This window comes from Rhizobium sp. CAU 1783, from assembly GCF_054551725.1.
In genome coordinates this window covers 288209-314727 of record NZ_JBTOLM010000004.1, presented here as the reverse complement: position 1 = coordinate 314727, position 26519 = coordinate 288209, and the positions used below count along the sequence as shown (strand labels likewise).

Here is a 26519-nt window from a genome sequence, read left to right as displayed (position 1 = left end):
GGAAATACCCATGAACGCCTTCACGCTTGCGCGTTTCGCCGCCCTCGCCCTCTGCTTCGGCGCCACCGGTTCCCTTGCAGCCGAGACCATCCGCTTGGACAAGGTGAAGGTGCTCGAATGGAAGGCCGTCTATGGCCGCGTGGAGGCGCGTGACAGCGTCGCCGCCCGCGCGCGCATCGGCGGCACCGTCGTCGACCTCAAGGTCACCGAGGGCGACGACGTTAAGGCCGGTGAGGTCATCGCGACCGTCAAGGACGAGAAGATCGACTTCCAGATCGCCGCGATCGAGGCCCAGTTGCTCGGCCTGCGGGCATCGCTCGACAATGCCCAGTCGGAACTGTCGCGCGGCGAGGAGCTGATCAAGCGCGGCGTCACCACCGCCCAGCGTCTCGACGCCCTGCGGACCCAGGTCGACGTCGTCCGCAACCAGATCGCCGCCGCCGAGGCCCAACGCTCCGTCGTCGTCGAGCAGGGCAAGGAAGGCGCTGTTCTCGCCCCGGCCGACGGCAAGGTTCTGACAGTTCCAGTCACCAGGGACGCCGTGATTATGGCGGGCGAGCCAGTCGCAACGATCGGCGGTGGAGGCTTCTTCCTGCGGCTCGCGATCCCTGAGCGGCATGCCGATCTCCTCCGCCAGGACGCCACCATCGAGATCGACGGCGGCAACGGCCACGAGAGCAAGGGCCGCCTCGCCAAGATCTATCCGGAAATCGATAATGGCCGCGTGATCGCCGATGTCGAGGTCGAAGACCTGCCCGCCTCCTTCGTCAACAAGCGCCTTCTGGTCCGCGTGCCCGTTGGCGAGCGGGACGCGCTTCTGCTGCCGGTTGCTGCGCTAACGAGCCGTTTCGGCGTCGACTATGTGACAGTCAAGTCGGGCGACGCCACGGTCGAGCGCGCTGTCGTCACCGCCAAACCGATCCTGCGCGACGGCAAGGAAATGACGGAAATCCTGACCGGCCTGTCTGCCGGCGACGAGGTAGTACTGCCATGAAGGTTCCCAGTCTCGGCATTGCGGGAAGCCTGACCAAGGGCTTCATCACCTCGCCGCTCACGCCTCTTTTCCTGCTCGCCGCCTTCGCGCTCGGCCTCGTCGCCTTGATGACGCTGCCGCGCGAGGAAGAGCCGCAGATCTCCGTGCCGATGGTCGACATCATAGTGCGGGCCGACGGCCTGAAGGCCGAAGACGCGGTCAAGCTCGTCACCGAACCGCTCGAGACCATCATCAAGGGCATCAACGACGTCGAGCACGTCTATTCGCAGACCTCCGATGACCAGGTCATGGTGACGGCCCGCTTCGTCGTCGGCACATCAGGTGATTCCGCAGTCCTGCGCGTCCATGACAAGATCCGCGCCAACATGGCCTCGATCCCGGTCGGCATTCCCGAACCGCTCGTTGTCGGCCGCACCATCGACGACGTGGCGATCGTATCGCTGACGCTGACCCCTTCCGCCGACAAGGGCGCCGACGTCGATTCGACCGCACTCACCCGCATCGCCCGGCAACTGCGCGTCGAGATGGCCAAGATCGACAATGTCGGCCTGAGCTACCTCGTCGGCGAAACCGGCGATGCGATCCGGATCGCCCCCCAGCCCGAAAAGCTGGCGCTCTACGGCATGACACTGCAGCAGCTCTCCGGCAAGGTCACCGCCGCCAACCGTTCATTCTCGACCGGCCTGGTGCGCAATGACGGCCGGCAGATCGAACTCGTCGCCGGGGAAACGCTCTCGACCCCGACCGAGATCGGCAACCTGTTGCTCACCACCCGTGACAACCGTCCGGTCTACGTCCGCGACGTGGCCGACGTTTCCTTCGTCACCGACACGGCGGACGCCCGCGCCTCGACCGTCACGCGGACGGAGAACGGCGAGCTGAAGCGCGTGCCGGCCGTGACGCTTGCGCTCGCCAAGCGTGCCGGCGCCAATGCCGTTCTGGTCTCGGAGGAGATCCTGCACCGCGTCGAGGAGCTGAAGGGTAACCTCATCCCCGACAGCATGGCGGTCGAAGTCACCCGCAACTACGGCGAGACGGCCAACGAGAAGGCAAACGAGCTGCTCTTCCATCTCGGCCTTGCCACGCTGTCGATCATCGCCCTTGTCTGGGTTTCGATCGGCCGCCGCGAAGCGCTGGTCGTCGCGATCGTCATTCCGGTCACCATCCTGCTGACGCTCTTTGCCGCCAACCTGATGGGCTACACGCTGAACCGCGTCTCGCTCTTCGCCCTGATCTTCTCGATCGGCATTCTCGTTGACGACGCGATCGTCGTCATCGAGAACATCGCCCGCCACTGGGGCTTCAACGACGGCAAGGACCGGCGCGAGGCGGCAATCGACGCGGTCGCCGAAGTCGGCAACCCGACCATCGTCGCGACGCTGACCGTCGTCGCGGCGCTTCTGCCGATGATGTTCGTCTCCGGCATGATGGGCCCCTATATGAGCCCGATCCCGGCCAATGCTTCGGCCGCGATGATCTTTTCCTTCTTCGTCGCGGTGCTCGTCACGCCGTGGCTGATGCTGAAGATCGCCGGCAAGGCCAAGCTTCATCATGACGACAGCCATGCGACCGGCGGCGTTCTCGGCGCCGGCTATGCGCGGGTTGCAGGCCCGATCCTCGCCATCAAGAAGAACAGCTGGATCTTCCTGCTGCTGGTGGGTGCAGCAACACTCGGCTCGCTGGCGCTGTTCTACACGAAGGACGTCACGGTCAAGCTCCTGCCCTTCGACAACAAGTCTGAACTGCAGGTCACCATCGATCTTCCCGAAGGTTCGTCGGTCGAAACGACGGATGCCGTCGCCCAGGCGGTTGCCAAGGTTGCGCTCGACACGCCCGAGGTCCTGAGCGTCCAGACCCATGCCGCGACCGCCGCCCCCTTCAACTTCAACGGCCTGGTGCGTCACGCCTATCTGCGTTCGGCGACCTATATGGGCGACGTGCAGATCAACTTGACGCCGAAGTCGGACCGCGACCGCTCGAGCCATGACATCGCGCTCGACCTGCGCCAGCGCCTTCTCGCTGAAGTGAAGGTTCCCGAGGGCACCTCGCTGAAGGTCGTCGAGCCGCCGCCCGGCCCGCCGGTCATGGCGACCCTGCTCGCCGAAGTTTATGGTCCGGACGCCGACACCCGCCGCGCCACCGCGGAAAAGGTCAAGGCTGCCTTCAAGTCGGTGCCGTTCATTGTCGACGTCGATGACAGCTATGGCCAGCCGGCGAGCCGCCTGCGCGCCACGATCTCAGGCGACGACCTCGACTTCTTCGGCGTCTCCGAAAGCGACGTTTTCGACACCCTGTCGATCCTCAACGGTTCGACGACGCTCGGCTACTCGCATCGCGGCGAAGGCCGCGCGCCGATCCCGATCGTCATCAGCCGTCCGAAGGGCGCCAAGGTCTTCGACGAAACCTTCCTGTCGACCCCGATCCCGGCCAATCTCCTGCCTGGCTCGCGCTCGGTGGTGGAACTCGGCGACGTCATCCTCGTCAACGAGGAAAAGGCCTCCTTCCCGATCTTCCGTCACAACGGCCGCTATGCCGAGATGGTGACGGCGGAGCTCGCGGGCGACTTCGAAGCCCCGCTCTACGGCATGCTTGCCGTGCAGGATGCTCTCGACAAGCAGGATTGGACGGGGCTCACGAAGCCGGAAATCGCGCTCCACGGCCAGCCGGAAGACCAGTCGAAGTCGGTCTTGTTATGGGACGGCGAATGGGAAGTCACCTGGGTCACATTCCGCGACATGGGTGCCGCCTTCATGGTCGCGCTGCTCGGCATCTACATCCTGGTCGTAGCCCAGTTCGGCTCGTTCAAGGTGCCGCTGGTGATCCTGACGCCGATCCCGCTCACCTTCATCGGCATCCTCGGCGGACACTGGCTGTTTGACGCGCCCTTTACCGCGACCTCGATGATCGGCTTCATCGCCCTTGCCGGCATCATCGTGCGCAACTCGATCCTGCTGGTCGATTTCATCCGCCATGCAAAGACCCCGGATCGGGATTTGACCGAGGTCTTGATCGAGGCCGGCTCGATCCGCTTCAAGCCGATCCTCTTGACCGCACTCGCGGCCATGATCGGTGCCGCCGTCATCCTGACGGACCCGATCTTCCAGGGACTGGCGATTTCGCTGCTCTTCGGGCTTGCGTCGTCGACGCTGCTGACCGTTCTCGTCATTCCAGCGATCTACAGGGTCCTGAGAACCTGAAACTTCACGAAGCCGACACGCAAAGGCCCGGGAACACCACGTTCCCGGGCCTTTTCTTTTACGCCTGATCTGCAGGCGCCTTTATTTCGCGGCGAGCCACTTCTCCGTCAGCTCGACCCAGAAACTGGTGCCGATCGGCAGGATGTCGTCGTTGAAGTCGTAACGAGGATGATGGAGAGGCGGATCGTTCGCCGTACGCTGGGTGCCGACGAAGAAATAGCAGCCCGGCCGCTCTTCCAGCATGTAGGCGAAATCCTCGCTGCCCATGGTCGGGCGCGGCAGATCGAAGACCTTTTCCGGCCCCGCGAACTGGGTCGCCAGCGTCCGGATGAAGTCCGTCTCATCTTTGTGATTGATCGTCGCGTTGTAGCCCCGCTGGTAGTCTATGGTGACGCCCATGCCGAAGCTCGCCGCCTGACCCTCGGCGATCATGCGGATGCGCTCTTCCAGCTGGTCGCGCACCTTCGGATCGAAGGAGCGGATGGACAGAAGCATCTCGGCGCGCTCCGGGATGACGTTGCTCGCGCCACCGGCATGGAAGGCACCCACGGTTATGACCGTCGGGTCGATCGGGTGGATGTTGCGCGACACGACCGTCTGGAGTGCCATGATGATCGACGCGCCGCAGACGATCGGGTCCGCCGTATCCTGCGGCTCGGCGCCGTGGCCGCCGCGTCCGTCGACGGTGATCTTGCATTCATCGACGGCCGCCATAATCGGCCCCTCGCGAAGGGCGAACTGGCCGAACGGGATGGTCGGATCGTTGTGAAGCGCAAAGACGGCGTCGCATGGGAACTTTTCGAAGAGCCCATCGTCCATCATGATCTTGGCGCCGCCGAAATTCTCCTCGGCCGGCTGGAAGATCAGGTGCACGACGCCGTCGAAATTCTTGCGTTCCGCAATGATCTTGGCAGCCCCCAGCAACATCGCCGTATGGCCGTCATGCCCACAGGCATGCATCATGCCAGGGTTCTTGCTCTGATATTCGAGGCCGGTTTCCTCAAGGATCGGCAGGGCATCGAAGTCGGCGCGAATGCCGATGCTCCTCGTGCTGGTGCCGCAGCGCAGCGTCGCGACGACGCCGGTCTTGGCGAGCCCGCGCGTCACCTCGTATCCCAGCGCCTCGAGTTGCCTGGCGACGTAGTCGGACGTGTTGAACTCCGAGAGGCCGATTTCCGGATGCTGATGGAGATAGTGTCGGGTCGCAACGACCTCGGCCATATAGTTCGAAAATTGGATCGTCATGTCAGGCACCACGGGTTGGTATGCGGTTTTCAAACATCCTGAACGCCGTCACGAGGACCCCGGTCAGGCACAGATAGATAAGCGCCAGCAATAGCAGCGGTTCGTAAGTGAGGTAAGTGTCCTGCCGGACTTTCGAGATCACCGCATACACGTCGATGACGGTGATCGTCGCCACCAGTGGCGTCGACTTGAGCTGCAGCACGGTCTCGCCGTTGAGTGTCGGCAGCGCCCTGTGCACGGCCCTCGGCAGCCAGACGCGCCGGAAGGCGGTGAACCGGCTCATGCCGAAGGCGCGCGCCGCCTCAAGTTCACCCTTCGGAACCCCGGCAAAGGCACCGCGCATCACCTCGCCCTCATAGGCCGCAAAGGACAGCATCAGGGCCGTGAAGCCATAAGGCCAGGCCTGGCGCAGATAGGGCCAGAGAAAGGAAGAACGGATCTCGGGGTATTGGGCGAAGAGCGAGCCGAGGCCGTAATAGAGCAGCCACAGCTGCAGGAGCAGCGGCGTACCGCGGATCAGGGTGCAGAATATCTTGGCGAGCCAGGCGAGCGGACGCGGGCCAGCCACCTGGACAAGTCCGATCGGCACGGCGAGCAGGAAGCCGACGATCGCTGTGGAAAACAGCATCAGCAGGGTTTGCCCGACGCCTGCAATCAGCCGCCCCTGGTATTTGGGCAACCAGTCCCAGCGCATGAACCACACCACACAGAAGACGAGGACGGCGAAGATCGCCATCAGCGCCAGCCGATGCGGTTCAAACAGGTGCCGGCCGCGCGGCGGTTGGTAGGCGGCGGGTGCGTCGGACACGGTATCGCTCATGGGCTCACACCGGCTCCGCTATGCCACGCCGCGCCCGGCGCTCGATGATGGCGATGACGATGTTGGAGACGAGCGTCAGGGCGAGGTAGAGAACGCCGGCCGCGCAGAAGAACAGCATATAGGCCTTGGTCGTGCCGGCAGCCTGGCGCGTGACGAGCGTCAGCTCGCTGAAACCGACGACGGCCAACAGCGCCGTGTCCTTGGTGGAGATCAGCCACAGATTGGCGAGCCCCGGAATGGCGTAAGGTAGCATGGCCGGTAGCGTCACCCGCGTCAGCGCCTTGAACGGCGACATGCCGAAGGCGCGGGCGGCCTCGATCTGCCCGGCGGGGACGGCCTTGATCGCCCCGCGCAGCACTTCGGTTGAGTAGGCGCCCTGGACCACGCCGATCACGAAGATGCCGGCGACGAGACCGCTGATATCAACAGGTGGCAGGCTGATCAGGGAAAGCAGGGCGTTCACCGCATCGGTGCCCGCATAATAGAGCAGCAGGATCAGCACCAACTCCGGCACGGCGCGGATCAGCGTCGTATAGACCTCCAGCAGGTCCCTGATGATCGGCCCGCCATAGAGCTTGCCGAAGGCGCCGCCGATGCCGATCACGATGCCAAGCGCATAGCCACCGATCGCAAGCTGCAGCGAGCGCACGAAGCCCTCGAGAAGAACGCCGCCCCAGCCGGGAGGCGATAACGCGAGAAGACTGAGATCGAAAAGACCGCCGGCCGCTGCCGCCATCGTGAACTACCCGAAAATGAACAAAGGAAAACGGCATGCGGCGGGATCGCCGCCGCATGCCCCGGGCTATGGCTCAGCCGCCGTAGATGTCGAAGTCGAAATACTTCTTGGAGAAGGTGTCATAGGTGCCGTTGGCGCGGATCGCCTTGATCGCGGCATTGACCTTGTCCTTGAGCTCGGTCTCGCCCTTGCGCAAGCCGACACCGACACCGGCACCGAGGATGGCCGGATCGTCGACGACATTGCCCTTGATCTCGCAGCAGGCACCTGCCTCCGACTTGATGAAGGCATCGAGCGCGATCACGTCGGCCTGCACGGCGTCGACACGGCCGGCGGCGAGATCCTGGTTGGCCTCATCCTGCGTCTGGTATTCCTTAACCTCGGCAGCGGTCGGGCCGAAATACTTGTTCACATAGTCCTGGTGGATGGTCGAGACCTGCACGCCGATGATCTTGCCGGCGAGGCCTTCAGGTGTCGCATCGAACTTTTCGCCCTTCGGCCCCATGATGGCGGTCGGCGTGTTATAATACTTGTCGGAAAAATCGATCGTCTTCAGGCGTTCTTCGGTGATCGACATCGAACCGACGATCATGTCGATCTTCTTCGAGGTCAGCGCCGGGATGATGCCGTCCCAGGCGACCGGCGTGATGACGCAGTCGAGCTTGGCTTCAGCGCAAAGCGCCTCCATGAACTCGACTTCCCAGCCGACCCACTTGCCGTTGGCATCCGGCGATGCGAACGGCGGATAGGGTTCAGCGGCAAAGCCCACCTTCACCTCTTCGGCGAGTGCCGAGCCGAACACTGCACCGCTGAGTGCCACGGCCATGACTGCGATCTTCATTGCATTCTTCATTCCAGTTCCCCTGTTTTATGACTTGGTGAAGTTCTCAATGGATAGAGCTGATGAATTTCTTCAGCCGCTCGGATTTCGGCGCGCCGAACACCTGGTCCGGCGGGCCCTGCTCCTCGATCACGCCCCCATGCAGAAAGACGACGTGGTTCGACACCTCACGGGCGAACTTCATCTCATGGGTGACGAGGATCATCGTCCGCTTCTCCTTGGCGAGGTCGCCGATGACGGAGAGCACTTCGCCGACCAGTTCCGGGTCGAGCGCGGAAGTCGGTTCGTCGAACAGCATGACGAGCGGCTGGATGGCGAGCGCCCGGGCAATCGCGGCGCGCTGCTGTTGGCCGCCCGAAAGGAAGGCGGGATAGGCATCCCGCTTCTCGTAGAGGCCGACCCGCCTCAGAAGCGTTTCGGCAATGTCGACAGCCTTGTCCTTCGGCATGCCGAGGACATGCACCGGCACCTCGATGACGTTCTGCAGAACGGTCATGTGCTGCCACAGGTTGAAACTCTGGAACACCATGCCAAGTTGGCTGCGGATGCGCTGGACCTGGCGGCGATTGGCCGGCATCAGCCCGCCATGCCCGTCCTTTTTCATCTCGATGGTCTCGCCATGCACCGTTACGGAGCCCGCACTCGGCAGTTCCAGCATGTTGATACAGCGCAGGAAGGTCGACTTGCCCGAACCGGAGCCGCCGATGATGGCAATCACGTCGCCTTGTCTGGCCGAGAGGGAAACACCCTTGAGTACTTCGAGAGGCCCGAACCGTTTGTGGAGATTCTGCACCTCGATGGCATGCGCCGATTCCGTCATGAAATACCGCCAATGTCCGGAGAAATACCTCCGGCAGATCGTTGCGACTGTTCCCGCCAGCTTCTTGTCTGCCCGGTGCGCCGCTGGACCACGCCCGGTGAATTGACGCGAGTTTTGCACTTGTGCGCCAATTATTCAACCGTATAAATAAAACGATACGCAGAGCCGCAAATGGTTGCCGGGTCTGCCCGTCGGAGGAAGAAGCGCATGAAGGAATACGGCTCGCAGGAAATGGCAAAGCCGCTGCGTCGCGTCCTGATGCGTCGCCCCGGACCAAGCCTGAGGGCCGCGGACCCGAAGAAATGGCACTATGGCCCGACCTTCGACGGCGAGAAGGCCATCGCCCAGTATGGCGAGTTCGCGCGCCTCGTCGCCGCCTCGGGAGCTGAGATTCTCTGGCTCGAGGACAATGGCGATGGCCTGGCTGATGCCATGTTCACCCACGACCCGTCACTGATGACGGACAAGGGTGCAATCATCCTCAAGATGGGAAAACCGTTGCGCGCCGGCGAGCCGGCGCTGCACGAGGCAGCCTATCGCAAGGCCGGCATTCCGATCCTCGGCCGCGTCGAGGCTCCCGGCACCGTCGAAGGCGGCGACTGTGTCTGGGTCGATGACAAGACGCTGGCGATCGGCCGCGGCGTGCGCTCGAACCAGGCCGGCATCGACCAGGTCTCCGCCATTCTTGCACCGCTCGGCGTGACCGTGCTCGGCTTCGACCTGCCGCTGTGGCAGGGCGAGGAGGCCTGTCTTCATTTGATGTCGGTCATCAGCCCGCTCGCCGACGACCTCGCGCTGGTACATGCCCCCCTACTGCCGGCAGCCTTCTATTTCCTTCTGAAGGAAAAAGGCATTCGGTTGGTGGTCGCACCCGAAAGTGAATTCGCCGCGAGCAGCGGCCTCAACCTCAACGTCCTTCCGACCGCTCCGAACAAGGTCATCATGGTCGACGGCTTCCCCGAGACCCGCGCGGCCATGGAAGCCGCAGGCTGCGACGTTCAGGTCTTCGCCGCGGATGCGCTCTGCATCGCCTGCGAGGGTGGCCCGACCTGCCTGACGCGCCCAATCCTCAGGCTCGAGCCATGACACGCCGCACCTTCCACAGGGCGGGCGAAGCCGAACGCCGCCAGGATCTGATCAGGGCCACGCTTGACTGTATCTCGGAACACGGATTGCAGGGCGCGACCGTGCGCCAGATCGCGGCCCGTGCCGGGGTCACCGGCGGCCTCATCCGCCACTATTTCACCGGCAAGGACCAGATGCTCCAGGCCGCCTATCGCGAGATTATGACGACGATGTCCTCGGCGGCGATCAATGCCGCGGAGACGGCCGGAGAGAGCGCACGCCAGCGGTTGCACGACTTCATCATCGCAAATGTCAGTCCGCCGGTCACCGACCCGCGCACCCTGTCCCTCTGGGCCGCCTTCATCAGCCATGTGCGCGTTGACCCGGAATTCGCCCGCATCCACCGCGAAAACTACCTCACCTTCCTGGACTCGCTCGAGACGCTAACGGCAGCTTTCCTCAAGGAATGCGGCCGCTCGGTTACGCCGGCCGAGTACCGGGAACTCGCGATCGCCATCAACGGACTTATCGACGGATTGTGGCTCGAAGGCTCTCTGGCTGGCGACCTTTTCGACGACGAGGCGCTGCCCCGCATCGCGCTTGCCTCGGTCGAGGCGCTGCTCGGTGGCCTGAGCCTCGTCGAAGCCAACGCCGTCGCACACGACAAGAGATGATTGGACAATCCATGCGTTACGCCACCATCACCGACCGCCTTGCCAATCTCGGATCCGGCAAATGGGCCATTCACATCGAGGCGCGGCGTAAGGCCGCCGCAGGCACGCCCGTCATCGAGTTGACGATCGGCGAACCGGATGTGCGTCCCGATCAGGCCCTGCTCGATGAATGCGCCCGCGCCATGTATGCGGGCCGCACCCGCTATTCTAACGGTCGCGGCGAGGCCTCAGTCGTGGCAGCACTGGTCGGGAAATACCGCAAGCGGCGAGCCGACGTGAGCGAGCGCAACGTGCTCTGCTTCCCCGGCACCCAGACCGCGCTCTTCACCGTCATGCTCGGCCTGCTCGAGCGCGATGACGATGTACTGGTCGGCGACCCCTATTACGCGACCTATGAAGGCGTGATCGCCTCGAGCGGCGCGCGTATGGTTCCGGTACCCCTTCATCCGGAAAAGCGCTTTCACCTCCAGGCAGAGGATCTGGAGCGTGCCGTGACCCCGCGCGCCCGTGTCCTGCTTCTCAACACGCCGCACAATCCGACAGGCGCCGTCCTGACCGCCTCCGAGATTGCCGCCATCGGCGAAGTCTGCCGCCGGCACGATCTCTGGATCGTCTGTGACGAAGTCTATGAAGAGCTGATCTTCGGCGCCGCCTTCGCCTCGCCCTTCGACGATCCCGAACTTGCCGAACGCACCATCGTCGTCTCGTCGATCTCGAAATCCCATGCCGCGCCGGGCTTCCGCAGCGGCTGGGCGGTGGGCCCCACGGAGTTCTGCGACCGTCTTCTGCCTGTCTCGGAAACCATGCTGTTCGGCGTGCAGCCGTTCATCGCCGACATGACCGCGATGGCCTTGACACAGCCGTTCGACACCGCCGCCGTCATGCGCGACAACTACGAGCGGCGTGCGAGACTGGTTGCCGGCATCCTCGACCAGGACGGCATCCTGAAGCCGATGATGCCGGAGGGCGGCATGTTCATCGTCGTCGACGTTTCCGCCTCGGGCCTCGCCGGCCAGACTTTCGCCAAGCGCCTGCTCGATGAAAAGGATGTCGCCGTCATGCCCGGCGCCTCCTTCGGCGAGGAGGCCGAAAACTTCATCCGCATTTCGCTGACGGTCGATGACACGCAGCTGGCAACCGCCACGGGGCGCATGGTCGACCTGGCAAATGAACTGCTCGGCGAGAAGGACACCCCGCGATGGGCGACAAAGTGAAGACGGTCGGCGAGGCTCTGGTCGACATTCTGGAAGCCAACGGCGTCGATGTCGTCTTCGGCATCCCCGGCGTCCACACCGTGGAACTCTATCGCGGCCTTGCCGGCGCAAAGATCCGTCATGTCACGCCGCGCCACGAACAGGGCGCGGGCTTCATGGCCGACGGCTATGCACGCGTCAGCGGCAAGCCGGGCGTCTGCCTCGTCATCACCGGCCCGGGCCTCACCAACACCATCACGGCCATGGCTCAGGCCCAGCAGGACTCGGTACCGCTGCTCGTGATCTCCGGGGTCAATGCCCGGTCGAGCCTTGGTCACGGTCGCGGCCGCCTGCATGAATTGCCGGACCAGCGGGCGATGATCGCGTCTTTCGCGCTGATGTCCCATACGCTCCTCGAGCCGGAAGACCTTCCGGCAGTGATGAAGCGCGCCTTTGCCATCCTCCGCTCCGGCCGTCCCGGCCCCGTGCATATCGAGATCCCGACCGACGTGATGGCAAGACCGATCGCACTGCCGCAGCCGGAGAATCCGCCCGTCCCCCGGCCGCGCGCCGACATCGCATCCGTTCTCGATCTCGCCCAGCGCTGCCGTCAGGCGAAGCGTGCGGTGATCCTGTGCGGTGGTGGCGCGGTTTCTGCCGCGCCAGGCATCGAGGTGCTGGCCGAACGACTGGACGCGCCTGTCGTCACCACAGTCAATGCGCGCGGCATGTTCTACCGGCATCCGCTGTCCGTTCCCGCAAGCCCAAGTCTTGCGGCCGTCCGCCGGCTGATCGCCGACGCGGACCTGGTTCTCGCGCTCGGTACGCAGATGGGCCAGACCGACTACGACATGTACGCCGACAACGGCTTCCCCGAACTTCCGCAGACTCTCGTGCGCGTCGACATTGACGCGGCGCAGCTCGCCCGCGGGCCGTCCGCTTCGCTGCCGATCCTCTCCACGGTCAACAATCTCGTAGACGACCTTTTGACCGAGCTTGCGGAGTTCGGTGGTGAAAAGACCGATGCACAGGGTGCGCTGAGAGCCTTGCAAGCACGCGAAGCGGCGCTTGCCGAACTGACGCCGAAGATGCGCTGCGAGATTTCCATTCTCGAGACGATCCGGGAAACGCTTCCCGGCGCAATCATCGTCGGCGATTCCACCCAGGCCGTATATTCCGGCAACCTCTACTATGAGGCCGATCGCTTGCACGGCTGGTTCAATGCCGCGACCGGCTACGGAGCACTCGGCTACGGGCCGCCGGCCGCCATCGGGGCGAGCATCGCGGAGCCGACAACGCAGATCGTCTGCCTGGTCGGGGACGGTGGGCTGCAGTTCTCGCTCGCCGAGCTCGGCGCGGCCAAGGACGCCGGCGCTCAGGTGATCTTCCTCGTCTGGAACAACGACGGCTATCAGGAGATCGAGACCTACATGATCGAACAGGGGATCGTGCCCGAAGGCGTGAAGCCGAGCCCGCCCGATTTCCTGAAGATTGCCGAGGCCTATGGCCTGCCGGCCGTCCGGCTTTCCGACGTGGATGCGCTGCCGGCAGCCCTGGTCGACGCCAGCCGGACGCTGGGCCCCACCCTGATCGAGATCCACGAGAGAAACACCCGCGGCGCCACCGCTTGATCGCGACGGGCTGCTCGCTCGTGCGGGCCGCTCCTTTTGCCGCACGAAGACTCTGCACGGATCCTTCACATGCCGCCGTAATTTGCCCGCCGCACTGCGCCCGGCCGCGCAGGCGGTTGCTTTAGCGCTTGGCTACGGCTTTGAAATAAGGCATAAAAAAGCCAATTTTCCCAGCGAAGCCACGAACCCATCTCCGCCTGGACCCGTTTTCTTGCCGCCCTCGCGTCGCATAGCTGCCTTTTTGAGTTCAGATGATTGAACGGAAGGCCAAAACCATGCAAAGCGATGCGCGGGAAGGCGGCAGCAGGCCAAGACGAACCCTGACGGCTTCCAGTAAACGAAACACCCGAGAATAAGTCTTTGCCCATGACGCTGCATGTTCAGTCGCGCGACTTAGATACCAGACAGATCGATCACAACGATGCGATCCGGGCCGCCTATTTCACGATCGAGGAGTTGCGCGAAAGCGCCGAAGCTCTGGCCCGCGACGGGGCCACCGACCTGCCCGGTCTGATCGACTTCGATTTCTTTGCGCGCCACCGCGAGAACGAGCGGGAAATCCTGCGCGTCTACCGGGCAACCGCAGCCGATGTCGAAGCCGGCGCGACCATCACGCCTGCCGCCGAATGGCTGCTCGATAACCACTACATCATCGAGGAAGCGATCCAGGAAGTCCGCCGTGACTTCCCGAAGAAGTTTTATCGTCAGCTCCCGACGATGAAGGTCGGGAACCGCGAGATCCCCCGCACCATGGCGTTGGCCTGGCTCTATGTGGCCCACACCCATTCGACCGTGTCGATGGAGGCCATGACCGCGCTTGTCGAAGGCTTCCAGAAACACCAGACGCTGGAAATCGGCGAACTCTGGGCGCTGCCGTCGATCGTCCGTTTCGTTCTCATCGAAAACCTGCGCCGCATTTCCACCCGTGTCGATCGCTCCCGCCGCATGCGCCGTAAGGCCAACGAGGTTGCCGACGAGATCATTCGGCTGAACGATGCGGCAAGCTCGACCGAACTCCTCAAGCAGATCGAACCGCTCGCCGAAGACAATACCTTCGCGACCCAGTTCCTGTACCGCCTCCGCAACGGATCGCAGAACACCAGCTTTGCGATCGCCTGGGTCGAGCAGCGCCTGGAAAAGGCCGGCCGCACCGCCGAGGAATCGATGACGGCGGAGCACAACCGCCTGTCTTCCGGCAACGTGACGACCGGTAACATCGTCAAGAGCCTGCGCGAGATCGACGACAAGGAATGGTCGGTCTGGGTGGAAGACGTCTGCCTCGTCGACAAGATCCTCGGCAACCACACCGACTATCGCGAACTCGACTTCGGTTCGCGTAACGCCTATCGCAACACGATCGAAAAGCTGGCCCGCCGCTCGGACAAGAGCGAGATTGAAATCGCCCAGATGGCGATCGATCTCGCGGCAGAAGCCGCCCGATCCGGGAAAACCGGCGTGACGCCGAATGTCGGCGGCTACCTGGTCGGCGCCCAGCGCCCGCTTCTTGAGCAGGCAATCGGCTACCGCATGCCGCTCTGGCGCAGCCTCGCCCTCGGCATCCAGCGCCTGAACTGGATTTCCATCGCCGTACCGGTCATCGGCCTGACGCTCACCGCAATGGCGGTTGTCGGTTATTTCCTGGAGATGGCCGGCCTGTCGACGCCGATGACCATCGTTCTGCTGCTGCTGTTCTCGCTGCCGGCGTCGGAAGGTGCGACGGGCCTCTTCAACACGTTGGTGACCTTCATCGCGAAACCCGCCCGCCTGACCGGCTACGAGTTCAAGGAAGGCCTGCCGGAAGATGCACGCACCCTCGTCGTAGTGCCCTGCCTGATTGCCAAGCGCGACGATGTCGACGAGCTGATCCGCAATCTCGAGGTCCACTACCTCACGAACCCGCGCGGCGAGATCTACTTCGCACTGCTGAGCGACTGGCGCGACAGCGCGGTCGAGGAAACCGCCGCCGATCTCGAGATCCTGGAATACGCAAAGGGCCAGATTGCCGAGCTTTCCGCCCGTTATGCGCATGACGGCAAGACCCGCTTCTACCTGCTGCACCGCCGCCGCCTCTTCAATCCGGCCGAAGGCGCCTGGATGGGCTGGGAGCGCAAGCGCGGCAAGCTGCACGAACTGAACCTGCTGCTGCGGGGCGACCGCGACACGTCCTATCTTCCGGGCGCGAACATGGTGCCGGAAAACGTCCAGTACGTGATGACCCTCGACGCCGACACGCGCTTGATGCGCGATGCCGTCACCAAGCTGGTCGGCAAGCTCTATCACCCGATCAACCGCCCGGTCCATGATCCGAAGACCGGCCGCGTCGTCAGCGGATACGGCCTTCTCCAGCCCCGCGTGACGCCCTCGCTGACCACCGGCAAGGACGCTTCCGTCTTCCAGCGCGTCTTTTCAATGAACCGCGGCGTCGACCCGTACGTCTTCACCGTCTCCGACGTCTATCAGGACATCACCGGCGAAGGCACCTTCACCGGCAAGGGCCTTTATCAGGTGGATGCCTTCGAGACTGCCCTCAAGGGACGGATCGACGAGAACACGGTTCTGAGCCACGACCTGCTCGAAGGCTCGATGGCGCGTTGCGCCCTAGTCACCGACGTCGAACTGGTCGAGGACTTCCCGACGCGCTACGAGGTCGAGATCTCACGCCAGCATCGCTGGGCCCGCGGCGACTGGCAGCTCATCCCTTACATCTTCGACCCAGCCCGCGGCATCACCTCGCTCGGCCGCTGGAAGATGGTCGACAACCTGCGCCGCTCGCTGACCCCGATGGCCTGGTTCCTCGCTTCCGTCCTCGGCTGGTTCGCCATGGATCCGGTCGGCGCCTTCATCTGGCAGCTTGTGCTGATCTTCTGTCTGTTCGTAGCACCGACACTGTCGCTGCTCTCGGGCCTGGTGCCCCGCCAGACAGACATCGTTCCTGCCGCCCATTTCCAATCACTGTGGTCGGAACTGCGCTCGTCGAATGCGCAGGTTGCCCTGCGCATCGTCTTCATTGCCGACATGGCCTACATGATGGGCGACGCGATCATTCGCTCGCTCTACCGCATGCTGGTCAGCCGCAAGCTGCTGCTCGAATGGCGCACCGCCGCCAGCATCCAGTCTTCTGCGCAGGGCAGCATTTCGACCTACTACCGCAGCATGCTGCATGCGCCGGTCGTGGCGGTCCTTGCCCTTTTCTTTGCGGCGCTGCCGGGCGGCTACGGCTTCCTGATCGGCCTGCCCTTCGCGATCATGTGGGTGCTCTCCCCGCTGGTCGCCTGGTATGTCAGCCAGTCGGCCGAAACCGAGGACAGCCTTTTCGTTCCCGAAAACGTCACCATCGAACTGCGCAAGATCGCGCGCCGTACCTGGCGATTCTACGAGACCTTCGTGACCGCGGGCGACAACTATCTGCCGCCGGACAACTTCCAGGAACGGCCGGAACCCATTGTCGCGCACCGGACTTCGCCGACCAATATCGGCGTCTACCTGCTGTCCGTCGTCTCCGCCCGTCATTTCGGCTGGATCAGCTTCGAGCAGACGATCGAGCGTCTCGAGCAGACGATTTCGACTGTCGAGCGCATGGATAAGTACCGTGGCCACCTGTACAACTGGTATCACACGGATACCCTGAAGACGCTTGGACCGCGCTACATCTCGGCAGTCGATAGCGGCAACCTCGCCGGCCACCTCATCGCGATCTCCTCGGCCTGCCGCGAATGGGCAGAGGCGCCCTCCGCCCATCTCCAGGGAAATCTGGACGGCATCGGCGATGTCGGAGGCATCCTTCTCGAGGTCCTGAAAGACCTGCCGGACGACCGCAAGACGGTTCGCCCGCTACGCCGTCGCCTTGAAGAACGCATCGTCGGCTTCAACAATGCGCTGTCCGCCGTGAAGCGCGAGCACGAATTCGCCTCGATCCGCATCATCAACCTGGCCGTTCTCGCACGGGATATCCAGAAGCTTGCGGCCAACCTCCATCACGAACTGCGCTCCGACCAGAGCGCCGAGGTGATCCGCTGGACGGAATCGCTGGTAGGCATCTGCGAAGCCCACATCGCCGATACCGCCTTCGACCTTTCGAACATCGATCCGCTGCGCCAGCGTCTGACGCTGCTGCGCGACCGCGCCCGCGACATCGCCTTCTCGATGGACTTCGGTTTCCTGTTCCGTCCGGAACGGCGCCTGCTGTCGATCGGCTATCGCGTCGACGGCCGGGAACTCGACGAGGCTTGCTACGACCTTCTCGCCTCCGAATGCCGCCTGACCAGCCTGTTCGCCATCGCCAAGGGCGATCTTCCCACCGAACACTGGTACCGTCTCGGCAGACAGGTCGTTCCGATCGGCGCACGCGCTGCTCTGATCTCCTGGTCCGGTTCGATGTTCGAATACCTGATGCCGCCGCTCGTCATGCAGGAACGCCAGGGCGGCATCCTCAACCAGACCAACAATCTGGTGGTCCAGGAGCAGATGAACCACGGCCGCCGCCTCAATATCCCGTGGGGCATCTCCGAAGCGGCCTTCAATGCTCGCGACCACGAGATGAGCTATCAGTACACCAACTTCGGTGTGCCGACGCTCGGCCTGAAGCGCGGTCTCGGCCAGAACGCCGTCATCGCGCCCTATGCCTCGATCCTCGCCAGCCAGTATTTCCCGGAGGCCGCGGTCGAGAACCTCGAGCGCCTGCGCAAGCTCGGCGCATTGGGTGCCTACGGCTTCCATGACGCGGTCGACTTCACGCCGACCCGCGTGCCGGACGGCAAGACCTGTGCGGTGGTATACAACTATTATGCCCACCACCATGGCATGTCGATCGCCGCAATCGCCAACGTCGCCTTCAACGGCCGCCTGCGCGAACTCTTCCACGCCGACCCGGTCATCGAGGCGGCCGAACTCCTGCTGCAGGAAAAGGCCCCGCGCGAGATCCCAGTGATGAGCGCGAAATACGAACCGCAGACACCCGGCAAGGGTCAGGCCGACCTGCTGCGCCCGGAAATCCGCACCGTCACCGATCCGGCGACCAAGGACCGCGCGGTCGCCTTCCTGTCCAATGGCCACTATTCGGTCATGCTGACGGCGACCGGTTCGGGCTATTCCCGCTGGAATGGTCAGGCCGTGTCCCGCTGGAAGTCCGATCCGACCGAGGATCGCACCGGCACCTTCATCTTCCTGCGCGACATGTCGAACGGCCAGTGGTGGTCGGCGACGGCCGCTCCGCGACGCGCCGAGGACGAGAAGTCCAAGGTCATCTTCGGCGACGACAAGGCCGAGTTCTTCAAGACCGTCGGCGACATCTCCACCCAGGTGGAGTGCATCGTCGCGACCGAACATGATGCCGAAGGCCGTCGCCTGACCATCCTCAACACCGGCCCCGAGGACCGCTTCATCGAAGTGACTTCCTATATGGAGCCCGTTCTGGCCCAGGACGACGCGGACAATGCCCATCCGCTCTTCTCGCGAATGTTCATCAGGACCGAGTTCGGCCGCCGCCGCGACGTGATCCGCGCTGAGCGGAACAAGCGCAGCCCCGGTGATGCGGACATGTGTGTCGCCCACCTCGTGGTGGACAATGCCGGCCCGGGCCGCCCGACGGAATTCGAAACGGATCGGCGCCGGTTCCTCGGCCGAGGCCGCAGCCTCGCCGAGGCTGCAGTCTTCGACCCGGGTGCCACGCTCTCCGGTACCGATGGCTTCACCCTCGATCCGATCCTCAGCCTGCGCCGCCTCGTGCGCGTCCCTTCAGGCAAGAAAGTCAGCGTCATCTTCTGGACGATCGCCGCGCCGAACCGCGAGAAGATCGACCAGGCGATCGAACGCTATCGTCACCCGGATGCCTTCAGCCACGAGCTCATCCATGCCTGGACCCGCGCCCAGGTCGAGCTTCGCCATATCGGGATCACCTCGCAGCAGGCCGCCGCCTTCCAGCACCTCGGCCGTTATCTGGTCTATCCTGACACACACCTCCGGGTCGATCCGGCAAGCGTTCGCAGCGGACTGACTACCCAGTCGGCCCTCTGGCCACTGGCGATCTCCGGCGATTATCCGATCTTCGCGCTACGCATCAATGACGACATGGATACCGACATCGCCCGCGAAGCGATGAGCGCGCTGGAATACCTGCGTCGGCGTGGCGTTGTCGCCGATCTCGCGATCGTCAACGAGCGTGCCACCTCCTATGCGCAGGACATGCAGCATGCTCTGGACCAGATGGCCGAGAACCTCAGGCATCGCCTGCCCGACGGCAGCGGCGGCAAGCCGCATGTCTTCGTCGTTCGCCACGACCTGATGGAAGACAGTGCGTCCCAGGCCCTGCTCGCCGCGGCTCGCGTCGTCCTGCATGCCCGCAACGGCAAGGTCGTCGACCAGATCAACCGGACCGTCTCGCTCTTCGCCACTCCGCGCACGCCAGACGGCTCTGAAGCCGAATGGCCGGGCCTGTTGCCAGCCATTCCAGCCGCCCCCTCGGCGATCTCGCCGGCGATCGACGGAACGGATCTCGACTTCTGGAACGGCTTCGGCGGCTTTGCCAAGGATGGCAAGGAATACGTCGTCCGTCTTGCCGGCCATCAGGCAACTCCGCAGCCATGGATCAACGTGATCTCGAACGAGGAATTCGGCTTCCACGTTTCGGCGGAAGGCTCAGGCTTCACCTGGAGCCAGAACTCGCGCGACTATCAGCTGACGCCCTGGACCAACGACCCGGTCGTCGACCGTCCAGGTGAGGCCTTCTACGTCGCCGACCTCGATACGGGCCGCACCTTCTCGCCGGTCAGCGCGCTGAACCTCGATGAAACGACCCGTTACGAGACCCGTCACGGCCTGGGCTACTCGGTCTTTACGAGCACGCATGACGGACTTGAGCTGCAGCTCACCCAGACGGTCGATCACAGCCGCCCCGTCAAGCTGTCCCGCCTCGTGCTCAGCAACAAGACGCGGGACACCCGCAGGTTCCGCGTCTACGGCTATGCCGAATGGGTCCTTGGCAACAACCAGCAGAAGACCGCGCCCTTCGTCCTTTCGTCCTTCGACGAAGAGACGTCCGCGCTCTTCGCGACCAACCCCTACGACATCAACTATCCGGGCCGCACCGCCTTCCTCGCCGGTCTTACCGCGCCCGATGGCTATACGGCGAGCCGCCGCGAGTTCATCGGTCGAAACGGCACGATCAAGCTGCCGCAGGCGCTTGCCCGCCAGTCGCGTCTCTCCGGCTCGGCCGAGACCGAGAGCGATCCCTGTGCAGCACTCGCCTTCGACATCGAGGTGCCGGCAGGAACCGAGCGGGATCTCACCTTCCTGCTTGGCGAGACGGACACGCCCGAAGCCGCCCGCGCCCTGATCGAAGCCATTCGCAAGGAACGCTTCGAGACGATCCTCGGCACGACAACCGACTTCTGGACCGGCTTTACCGGCCAGTTGCAGGTCCGGACCGACGATGCGGGCTTCGACACGCTGGTGAACCGGTGGCTGCCTTATCAGGCACTCGCCTGCCGTATCTTCGCCCGCGCCGGCTTCTACCAGGCCAGCGGCGCCTTCGGCTTCCGCGACCAGCTGCAGGACACGCTCGCATTCCTGCTTCACGAGCCCGCGCTCGCCCGCAGGCAGATCCTGAACGCCGCCTCGCGCCAGTTCGTCGAAGGGGACGTGCAGCACTGGTGGCTGCCGCGCACCGGCGCCGGCGTCCGGACCCGCATCTCCGACGACGTGGTCTGGCTCGCTCACGCGGTCGACCAGTATGTGACGACGACCGGCGACAAGGCTTTCCTCGCCGAGAAGCTGCCCTTCCTCGAAGGGCCACAGCTCGCCGACGGTCAGCATGACAGCTTCTTCGAGCCGTCGGTGACTGCGGATCAGGACAGCCTCTACGAGCACGCAGCCCGCGCGCTCGACCTCGCCGTCGCCCGAACCGGCCCCCACGGCCTGCCGCTCATTTTGGGCGGCGACTGGAACGACGGCATGAACCGTGTCGGCGAGAAGGGCGAAGGCGAAAGTGTCTGGCTCGGCTGGTTCCTGGCCTCCACCCTCAAGTCCTTCCTCGCCTATGCCCTCGAAAAGGGTGACCAAGCCCGCGTCACGCGCTGGACCGCCCATCTGACCGAGCTTTCGGATGCACTGGAACGCGCAGGCTGGGACGGCGACTACTATCGCCGCGGCTATTACGACGACGGCACGCCGCTCGGCTCGGCACAGTCCGAGGAATGCCGCATCGACTCGATCGCCCAGTCGTGGAGCGTGCTCTCCGGCGAAGGCAAGCCCGAGCACACGGCAAAGGCACTCGACGCCGCACTCGCCCAGCTGGTCGATGACGAGGCAGGCATCATTCGCCTATTCACCCCGGCCTTCGCCAAGTCCAGTGTCGATCCGGGCTATATCAAGGCCTATCCGCCCGGCGTCCGTGAAAACGGCGGCCAGTATACCCATGCGGCCATCTGGCTCGGCATGGCGCTCGCCAAAGCCGGCCGCCCGGCCGATGCGTGGCGCTGCTTCAAGATGCTGAACCCGATCAACCACGCGCTCGATGCCGAAGCGGCGGAACGCTATCGCGTGGAACCGTATGTGGTCGCCGCCGACGTCTACGGCGGAGATGCCTATCTAGGCCGCGGCGGCTGGACCTGGTATACCGGTTCCGCCGGCTGGCTCTACCGCTTCGCCATCGAAAGCCTGTTGGGGATCAGCCGCAAGGGCGGGGTCCTGTTCGTCAAGCCGGCCCTCCCGCCGCAATGGAACGACTTCGAAGCGAACCTCGCCATCGACGGCAAGACCCACGCGATCAAGGTCAAACGCCTGTCCACGGCAGCCGGCTACGCCGTGACGGTCGACGGCAAGGCGATCGCCGACCTAGATGCCGGCCACACGCTGTGACCGGCCCAGCGGCCGCCTGAGGACGGTCGTGGCCATCGCTGAAATGACAAAAGCCCCGCCGAGCGATCGGCGGGGCTTTTCGTTTCAGACGGCAGTAAGAAGCGTCAGGCGGCGAAGACCACCAGCAGGTCCTTCGCGTCGATCTGGTCCCCGGCCTTGACCAGCACTTCCGAGATCGTACCGTCGCGGTCGGCGTGCAGCGCCGTCTCCATCTTCATCGCCTCGATCGACAGCAGAACGTCCCCGGCCTTGACCGACTGGCCCGCGGCCACGGCCACGGTCGAGATGACGCCCGGCATCGGCGCGCCGACATGACCGGCATTCGCCGGATCGGCCTTGCGGCGTGCAGCACTGCCGGCAGCGCCATGGGCGCGATCCGGGACCTTGATGCGGCGCGGCTGGCCGTTGAGTTCGAAGAACACCGTCACCATGCCCTTGTCGTCGGTGGCGCCCATCGCCTGGTTGACGACGACCAGCGTCTTGCCCTTTTCGAGATCGACGAACAGTTCCTCGCCGGCTGGCAGACCGTAGAAGTAGTAGGGCGTCGGCAGCACGGAAACTGGACCATAGGTATCCGCAGCCAGAGCATAGTCGGTAAAGACCTTCGGATACATCAGGTAGGAAGCGAGCTCGAAGTCGCTGATCTTGCGGTCGAGCTTCTCCTCGATCGCCTTGCGCTCGGCTTCGAGGTCAGTGTCTTCGAGCAGTGAGCCGGGACGTACGGTGTAAGGCTGTTCGCCCTTCAACGCCTTCTTCTGCAGACCCTCCGGCCATCCGATCGGCGGCTGGCCGAGATCGCCGCGGAGCATCGAGACGACCGATTCCGGGAAGGACACGTCCTTCGCCGGATCGACGACGTCTTCGACCGTCAGGTCCTGGCTGACCATCATCAGCGCCATGTCGCCGACCACCTTGGAGGACGGCGTCACCTTGACGATGTCGCCGAACATCTGGTTCGCGTCGGCATAGGCCTGAGCGACCTCATGCCAGCGGGTCTCGAGGCCGAGCGAACGGGCCTGTTCCTTGAGATTGGTGAACTGACCGCCCGGCATTTCGTGCAGGTAGACTTCGGAAGCAGGCCCCTTGAGGTCGCTCTCGAAGGCAGCATACTGGTTGCGCACGGCCTCCCAGTAGAACGACAGGCGACGGATCCAGTAGGGGTCGAGGCCCGGATCGCGTTCCGAACCGCGCAGCGCCTCGACGATCGAACCCAGGCAGGGTTGTGAGGTGTTGCCCGACAGGCTGTCCATCGCCGCATCGACCGCATCGACGCCTGCCTCGACAGCGGCCAGAACGGTCGCGGCCGAGATGCCCGAGGTGTCGTGCGTGTGGAAATGGATCGGCAGGCTGGTCGCTTCGCGGAGCGCCTTGAACAGGATCCGGGCCGCAGCCGGCTTCAGGAGGCCGGCCATGTCCTTGACCGCGATGATATGCGCACCGGCCTTTTCCAGTTCGGCGGCCAGCGAGGTGTAGTACTTGAGATCGTATTTCGGCCGAGCGGAATTGAGGATGTCACCCGTATAGCAGATGGCTGCCTCGCAGAGCTTGTTCTCTTCCGCCACCGCATCCATCGACACGCGCATGTTCTCGACCCAATTCAGGCAGTCGAACACGCGGAAAAGGTCGATGCCGCCGGCAGCCGCCTGGCGTACGAAATATTTCACGACGTTGTCGGAATAGTTCTTGTAGCCGACGCCGTTTGCGCCGCGCAGCAGCATCTGCAGCAGGAGGTTCGGGGCCCCTTCGCGCACGAGCGCCAGACGCTCCCACGGGTCTTCCGTCAGGAAGCGCATCGACACGTCGAAGGTCGCGCCGCCCCAGCATTCGAGCGACAGGAGATTCGGCAGGGCCCGCGCATAGGCGCCTGCGGCCCGTGCAATGTCATAGGTGCGCATGCGGGTCGCCAGCAGCGACTGGTGGCCGTCGCGCATCGTCGTGTCGGTGACGAGCACGCGCGTCTCGTTGCGCATCCATTCGGCGAACTTGACCGGCCCGAGCCTGTCGAGAAGTTGCTTCGTACCGTCCGGGATCGGCGCGTCGATGTAAGGCACCACCGGCTCCGCCGCATCAGCCGGCGGACGTGGACGACCCTTGGCCTCGGGATGCCCGTTGACGGTCACGTCGGCGAGGTAGGTCAGCAGCTTCGTCGCGCGGTCCTGGCGCTTCACCTGGGCGAAGAGCTCGGGCGTCGAGTCGATGAACCGCGTCGTATAGCTGTTGTCGCGGAACTTCGGGTGCCCGATGATCGCCTCGAGGAAGGTAAGGTTCGTCGCGACGCCGCGGATGCGGAACTCGCGCAGAGCGCGGTCCATGCGCTGGATCGCCTCATGCGGCGTCGGCGCCCAGGCGGTCACCTTTTCGAGCAGCGGATCGTAGTAGCGAGTGATGACCGCTCCCGAATAAGCCGTACCGCCGTCGAGGCGGATACCGAAACCGGTCGCGCCGCGATAGGCGGTGATCCGGCCGTAATCCGGGATGAAGTTGTGTTCCGGGTCTTCGGTGGTGATGCGGCACTGGAGCGCATGGCCGTTCAACCGGATGTCGGACTGGGCCGGAACGCCGGATTCCGCCGTTCCGATCGCGTGTCCGTCGAGGATGTGGATCTGCGCCTTGACGATGTCGATGCCCGTCACGACTTCGGTGACCGTGTGCTCGACCTGGATGCGCGGGTTGACCTCGATGAAGTAGAACTTACCGCTGTCGGCATCCATCAGGTATTCGACGGTGCCGGCGCCCACGTAGTTCGTGGCCTGAGCGATCTTCAGCGAGTAGGAGGCCAGCTCCTGGCGCTGAGCCTCGCTGAGATAGGGAGCGGGTGCGCGTTCGACGACCTTCTGGTTGCGGCGCTGGATTGAACAGTCGCGCTCGAACAGATGGACCACGTTGCCGTGCATGTCGCCGAGGATCTGGCTCTCGACGTGGCGGGCCTTCTCGACCAGCTTTTCGAGGTAGACTTCGTCCTTGCCGAAAGCCGCCATCGCTTCGCGCTTCGCTTCGGTGACTTCGCGAGCCAGGTCCTTCGGGTCACGGATCGCACGCATGCCGCGGCCGCCGCCACCCCAGGATGCCTTGAGCATCACCGGATAGCCGATCTCCTCGGCCATACGGGCGACTTCCGCCATGTCGTCGGGCAGCGGATCGGTCGCCGGGACCACAGGGACGCCGACGGAGATCGCAAGATTGCGCGCCGCCACCTTGTTGCCGAGCTGCCGCATGGTCTCGCCGCGCGGCCCGATAAAAGTAATGCCTGCATCGTTGCAGGCATCGACAAACTCAGGACTTTCGGAAAGCAGGCCATAGCCCGGATGAATGGCGTCCGCGCCGGAAAGCTTGGCCACACGGATCACCTCGTCGATCGACAAGTAGCTTTCGATCGGTCCGAGTTCGCGGGCCAGATGGGGGCCACGTCCAACCTGGTAACTCTCGTCCGCCTTGAATCGATGCAGGGAGAGCTTGTCCTCCTCCGCCCATATCGCAACCGTTTTCAGGCCAAGTTCATTGGCCGCGCGGAACACGCGAATGGCAATTTCGGATCGATTGGCAACGAGAATCTTGGATATGGACAAATCGGTCTCCTCAGTCGATTTAGCGGAGCATGCTGCACCTGCGAAATCTCCATATCCTGTTGTGCCCGGAAGTTCAATTTCTCCGACCGGGGCCCGCTAATTTTCCGCGCGGTTTCAGGTGATCAGGCCGAGCCGGAAGGCAAGCGCCACCACGTGCTGCCGGTTCTTCGCCCGCAGCTTGTCCTGGATACCGTTCATGTACCAGTCAACCGTGTGGTTTGAGATGTTGAGCACCTTGCTGATGTCGTTCGACGTCATGCCGTCTGCAAGATAGTTCAAGACTTCCATTTCACGCCGGGTCATGCGCGTGTCGACCTTGGTGGCCTCCATCACATCCTCGGCCTGTTTGCGAAGCTCGAGCAAACGCCAGAAGGCCTTCTTCGCCACCGCATCGAAAAGGGTTATCTCGACCGGAGACAAATCGACAGGCTTGCCGCCGACGGTCATGTTGCCGAGCAGACCGGTGCGCCCATGGACAGGAAAGATGTAGCCGTCCTGCAGGCCGAAGCGCACAGACTCCATCATCATGCGCTCCATCCGCTTGCGGTGCGGGTCATTCTTGAAGAAACCCAGCGTGTCGCTCCAGCGGAATCCCTTCTGTGCCTGACCGAGATAACGGATCGTCGGATCGATCAGCACGAATTTCTTCGTGATATAGGTCTCCGGCCAGCGCTCCGGCCAATGTCCCATCAGAACCAGTGACATCGGGTTCTCGTTCGGCTTCGGCTGGCGAACGATGCCGTAATATTCGAACCGATAGAGACTGAACAGCTTCTGCAATTCAGCCACCACTTCTTCCGCATTCCGGTACTCGTCGGCGATGACCAGGAACTGGACCAACTGATTAACGCTCACACGAACCCCCCAAAAAGTCATCACCCGAG

General features: G+C 63.8%; 14 protein-coding genes. 7 read left to right on the top strand and 7 right to left on the bottom strand.

Features of this window, described 5'->3' with window-relative positions; translation table 11 throughout:
• Positions 1 to 10 precede the first annotated feature (10 nt).
• Together ACX93L_RS17850 and ACX93L_RS17845 are read left to right on the top strand one after the other, a co-directional pair.
• Complete coding sequence (locus ACX93L_RS17850) at positions 11 to 994, top strand: efflux RND transporter periplasmic adaptor subunit (RefSeq protein WP_459406063.1); 984 nt, start codon at positions 11 to 13, stop codon at positions 992 to 994.
• Positions 991 to 4191 (top strand): efflux RND transporter permease subunit, encoded by a 3201-nt coding sequence (locus ACX93L_RS17845; RefSeq protein ID WP_459406062.1) that lies wholly within the window; start codon positions 991 to 993, stop codon positions 4189 to 4191. The genes ACX93L_RS17850 and ACX93L_RS17845 overlap by 4 nt, the downstream gene beginning before the upstream one ends.
• A gap of 81 nt (positions 4192 to 4272) precedes the next feature.
• Here the strand turns inward: ACX93L_RS17845 and ACX93L_RS17840 are convergent, their stop codons facing one another.
• From ACX93L_RS17840 to ACX93L_RS17820, 5 genes are all read right to left on the bottom strand, one after another.
• On the bottom strand, positions 4273 to 5436 hold the full coding sequence (locus tag ACX93L_RS17840) for a M20 aminoacylase family protein (RefSeq protein WP_459406061.1): 1164 nt from the start codon (positions 5434 to 5436) through the stop codon (positions 4273 to 4275).
• 1 nt (position 5437) lies between these two features.
• On the bottom strand, positions 5438 to 6256 hold the full coding sequence (locus ACX93L_RS17835) for an ABC transporter permease (protein WP_459406060.1): 819 nt from the start codon (positions 6254 to 6256) through the stop codon (positions 5438 to 5440).
• Positions 6257 to 6260: 4 nt separating this feature from the next.
• Complete coding sequence (locus ACX93L_RS17830) at positions 6261 to 6992, bottom strand: ABC transporter permease (protein ID WP_459406059.1); 732 nt, start codon at positions 6990 to 6992, stop codon at positions 6261 to 6263.
• 73 nt (positions 6993 to 7065) lie between these two features.
• Positions 7066 to 7845, bottom strand: a complete 780-nt coding sequence (locus ACX93L_RS17825) for a transporter substrate-binding domain-containing protein (protein WP_459406058.1) — start codon at positions 7843 to 7845, stop codon at positions 7066 to 7068.
• Positions 7846 to 7879: 34 nt separating this feature from the next.
• The gene (locus ACX93L_RS17820) at positions 7880 to 8653 is read right to left on the bottom strand and encodes an ABC transporter ATP-binding protein (RefSeq protein WP_169593574.1); all 774 of its coding nucleotides are present in this window, start codon (positions 8651 to 8653) and stop codon (positions 7880 to 7882) included.
• A gap of 207 nt (positions 8654 to 8860) precedes the next feature.
• Between ACX93L_RS17820 and ACX93L_RS17815 the strand changes: the two genes are divergently transcribed.
• The 5 genes from ACX93L_RS17815 (at position 8861) to ACX93L_RS17795 (ending at position 22069) form a co-directional block, all read left to right on the top strand.
• Entirely contained in the window at positions 8861 to 9739 is an 879-nt protein-coding gene (locus ACX93L_RS17815) for a dimethylarginine dimethylaminohydrolase family protein (RefSeq protein ID WP_459406057.1), read from the top strand.
• A complete protein-coding gene (locus ACX93L_RS17810) occupies positions 9736 to 10392 on the top strand; it encodes a TetR family transcriptional regulator C-terminal domain-containing protein (protein ID WP_459406056.1) in 657 nt (218 codons plus the stop codon). The genes ACX93L_RS17815 and ACX93L_RS17810 overlap by 4 nt, the downstream gene beginning before the upstream one ends.
• A gap of 11 nt (positions 10393 to 10403) precedes the next feature.
• Entirely contained in the window at positions 10404 to 11606 is a 1203-nt protein-coding gene (locus tag ACX93L_RS17805) for a pyridoxal phosphate-dependent aminotransferase (RefSeq protein WP_459406055.1), read from the top strand.
• A complete protein-coding gene (locus ACX93L_RS17800; protein ID WP_459406054.1) occupies positions 11591 to 13216 on the top strand; it encodes a 5-guanidino-2-oxopentanoate decarboxylase in 1626 nt (541 codons plus the stop codon). Before ACX93L_RS17805 ends, ACX93L_RS17800 begins: the two co-directional genes overlap by 16 nt.
• 366 nt (positions 13217 to 13582) lie before the next feature.
• Positions 13583 to 22069 (top strand): GH36-type glycosyl hydrolase domain-containing protein, encoded by an 8487-nt coding sequence (locus ACX93L_RS17795; RefSeq protein ID WP_459406053.1) that lies wholly within the window; start codon positions 13583 to 13585, stop codon positions 22067 to 22069.
• 104 nt (positions 22070 to 22173) lie between these two features.
• Here the strand turns inward: ACX93L_RS17795 and pyc are convergent, their stop codons facing one another.
• Both pyc and ACX93L_RS17785 read right to left on the bottom strand, forming a co-directional pair.
• Positions 22174 to 25635, bottom strand: a complete 3462-nt coding sequence (gene pyc / locus ACX93L_RS17790; RefSeq protein WP_459406052.1) for a pyruvate carboxylase — start codon at positions 25633 to 25635, stop codon at positions 22174 to 22176.
• Between the two features lie 114 nt (positions 25636 to 25749).
• On the bottom strand, positions 25750 to 26490 hold the full coding sequence (locus ACX93L_RS17785) for a LuxR family transcriptional regulator (RefSeq protein WP_459406051.1): 741 nt from the start codon (positions 26488 to 26490) through the stop codon (positions 25750 to 25752).
• Positions 26491 to 26519 lie beyond the last annotated feature (29 nt).

Bases quoted from the DNA above. Each gene is read 5' to 3' on its own strand.
- ACX93L_RS17810 (WP_459406056.1), top strand. From the start codon at position 9,736: ATGACACGCCGCACCTTCCACAGGGCGGGCGAAGCCGAACGCCGCCAG.
- ACX93L_RS17830 (WP_459406059.1), bottom strand. From the start codon at position 6,992: ATGGCGGCAGCGGCCGGCGGTCTTTTCGATCTCAGTCTTCTCGCGTTA.
- ACX93L_RS17815 (WP_459406057.1), top strand. From the start codon at position 8,861: ATGAAGGAATACGGCTCGCAGGAAATGGCAAAGCCGCTGCGTCGCGTC.
- ACX93L_RS17805 (WP_459406055.1), top strand. From the start codon at position 10,404: ATGCGTTACGCCACCATCACCGACCGCCTTGCCAATCTCGGATCCGGC.
- ACX93L_RS17845 (WP_459406062.1), top strand. From the start codon at position 991: ATGAAGGTTCCCAGTCTCGGCATTGCGGGAAGCCTGACCAAGGGCTTC.
- ACX93L_RS17850 (WP_459406063.1), top strand. From the start codon at position 11: ATGAACGCCTTCACGCTTGCGCGTTTCGCCGCCCTCGCCCTCTGCTTC.
- ACX93L_RS17800 (WP_459406054.1), top strand. From the start codon at position 11,591: ATGGGCGACAAAGTGAAGACGGTCGGCGAGGCTCTGGTCGACATTCTG.
- ACX93L_RS17840 (WP_459406061.1), bottom strand. From the start codon at position 5,436: ATGACGATCCAATTTTCGAACTATATGGCCGAGGTCGTTGCGACCCGA.
- ACX93L_RS17820 (WP_169593574.1), bottom strand. From the start codon at position 8,653: ATGACGGAATCGGCGCATGCCATCGAGGTGCAGAATCTCCACAAACGG.
- ACX93L_RS17825 (WP_459406058.1), bottom strand. From the start codon at position 7,845: ATGAAGAATGCAATGAAGATCGCAGTCATGGCCGTGGCACTCAGCGGT.
- ACX93L_RS17795 (WP_459406053.1), top strand. From the start codon at position 13,583: ATGACGCTGCATGTTCAGTCGCGCGACTTAGATACCAGACAGATCGAT.
- ACX93L_RS17835 (WP_459406060.1), bottom strand. From the start codon at position 6,256: ATGAGCGATACCGTGTCCGACGCACCCGCCGCCTACCAACCGCCGCGC.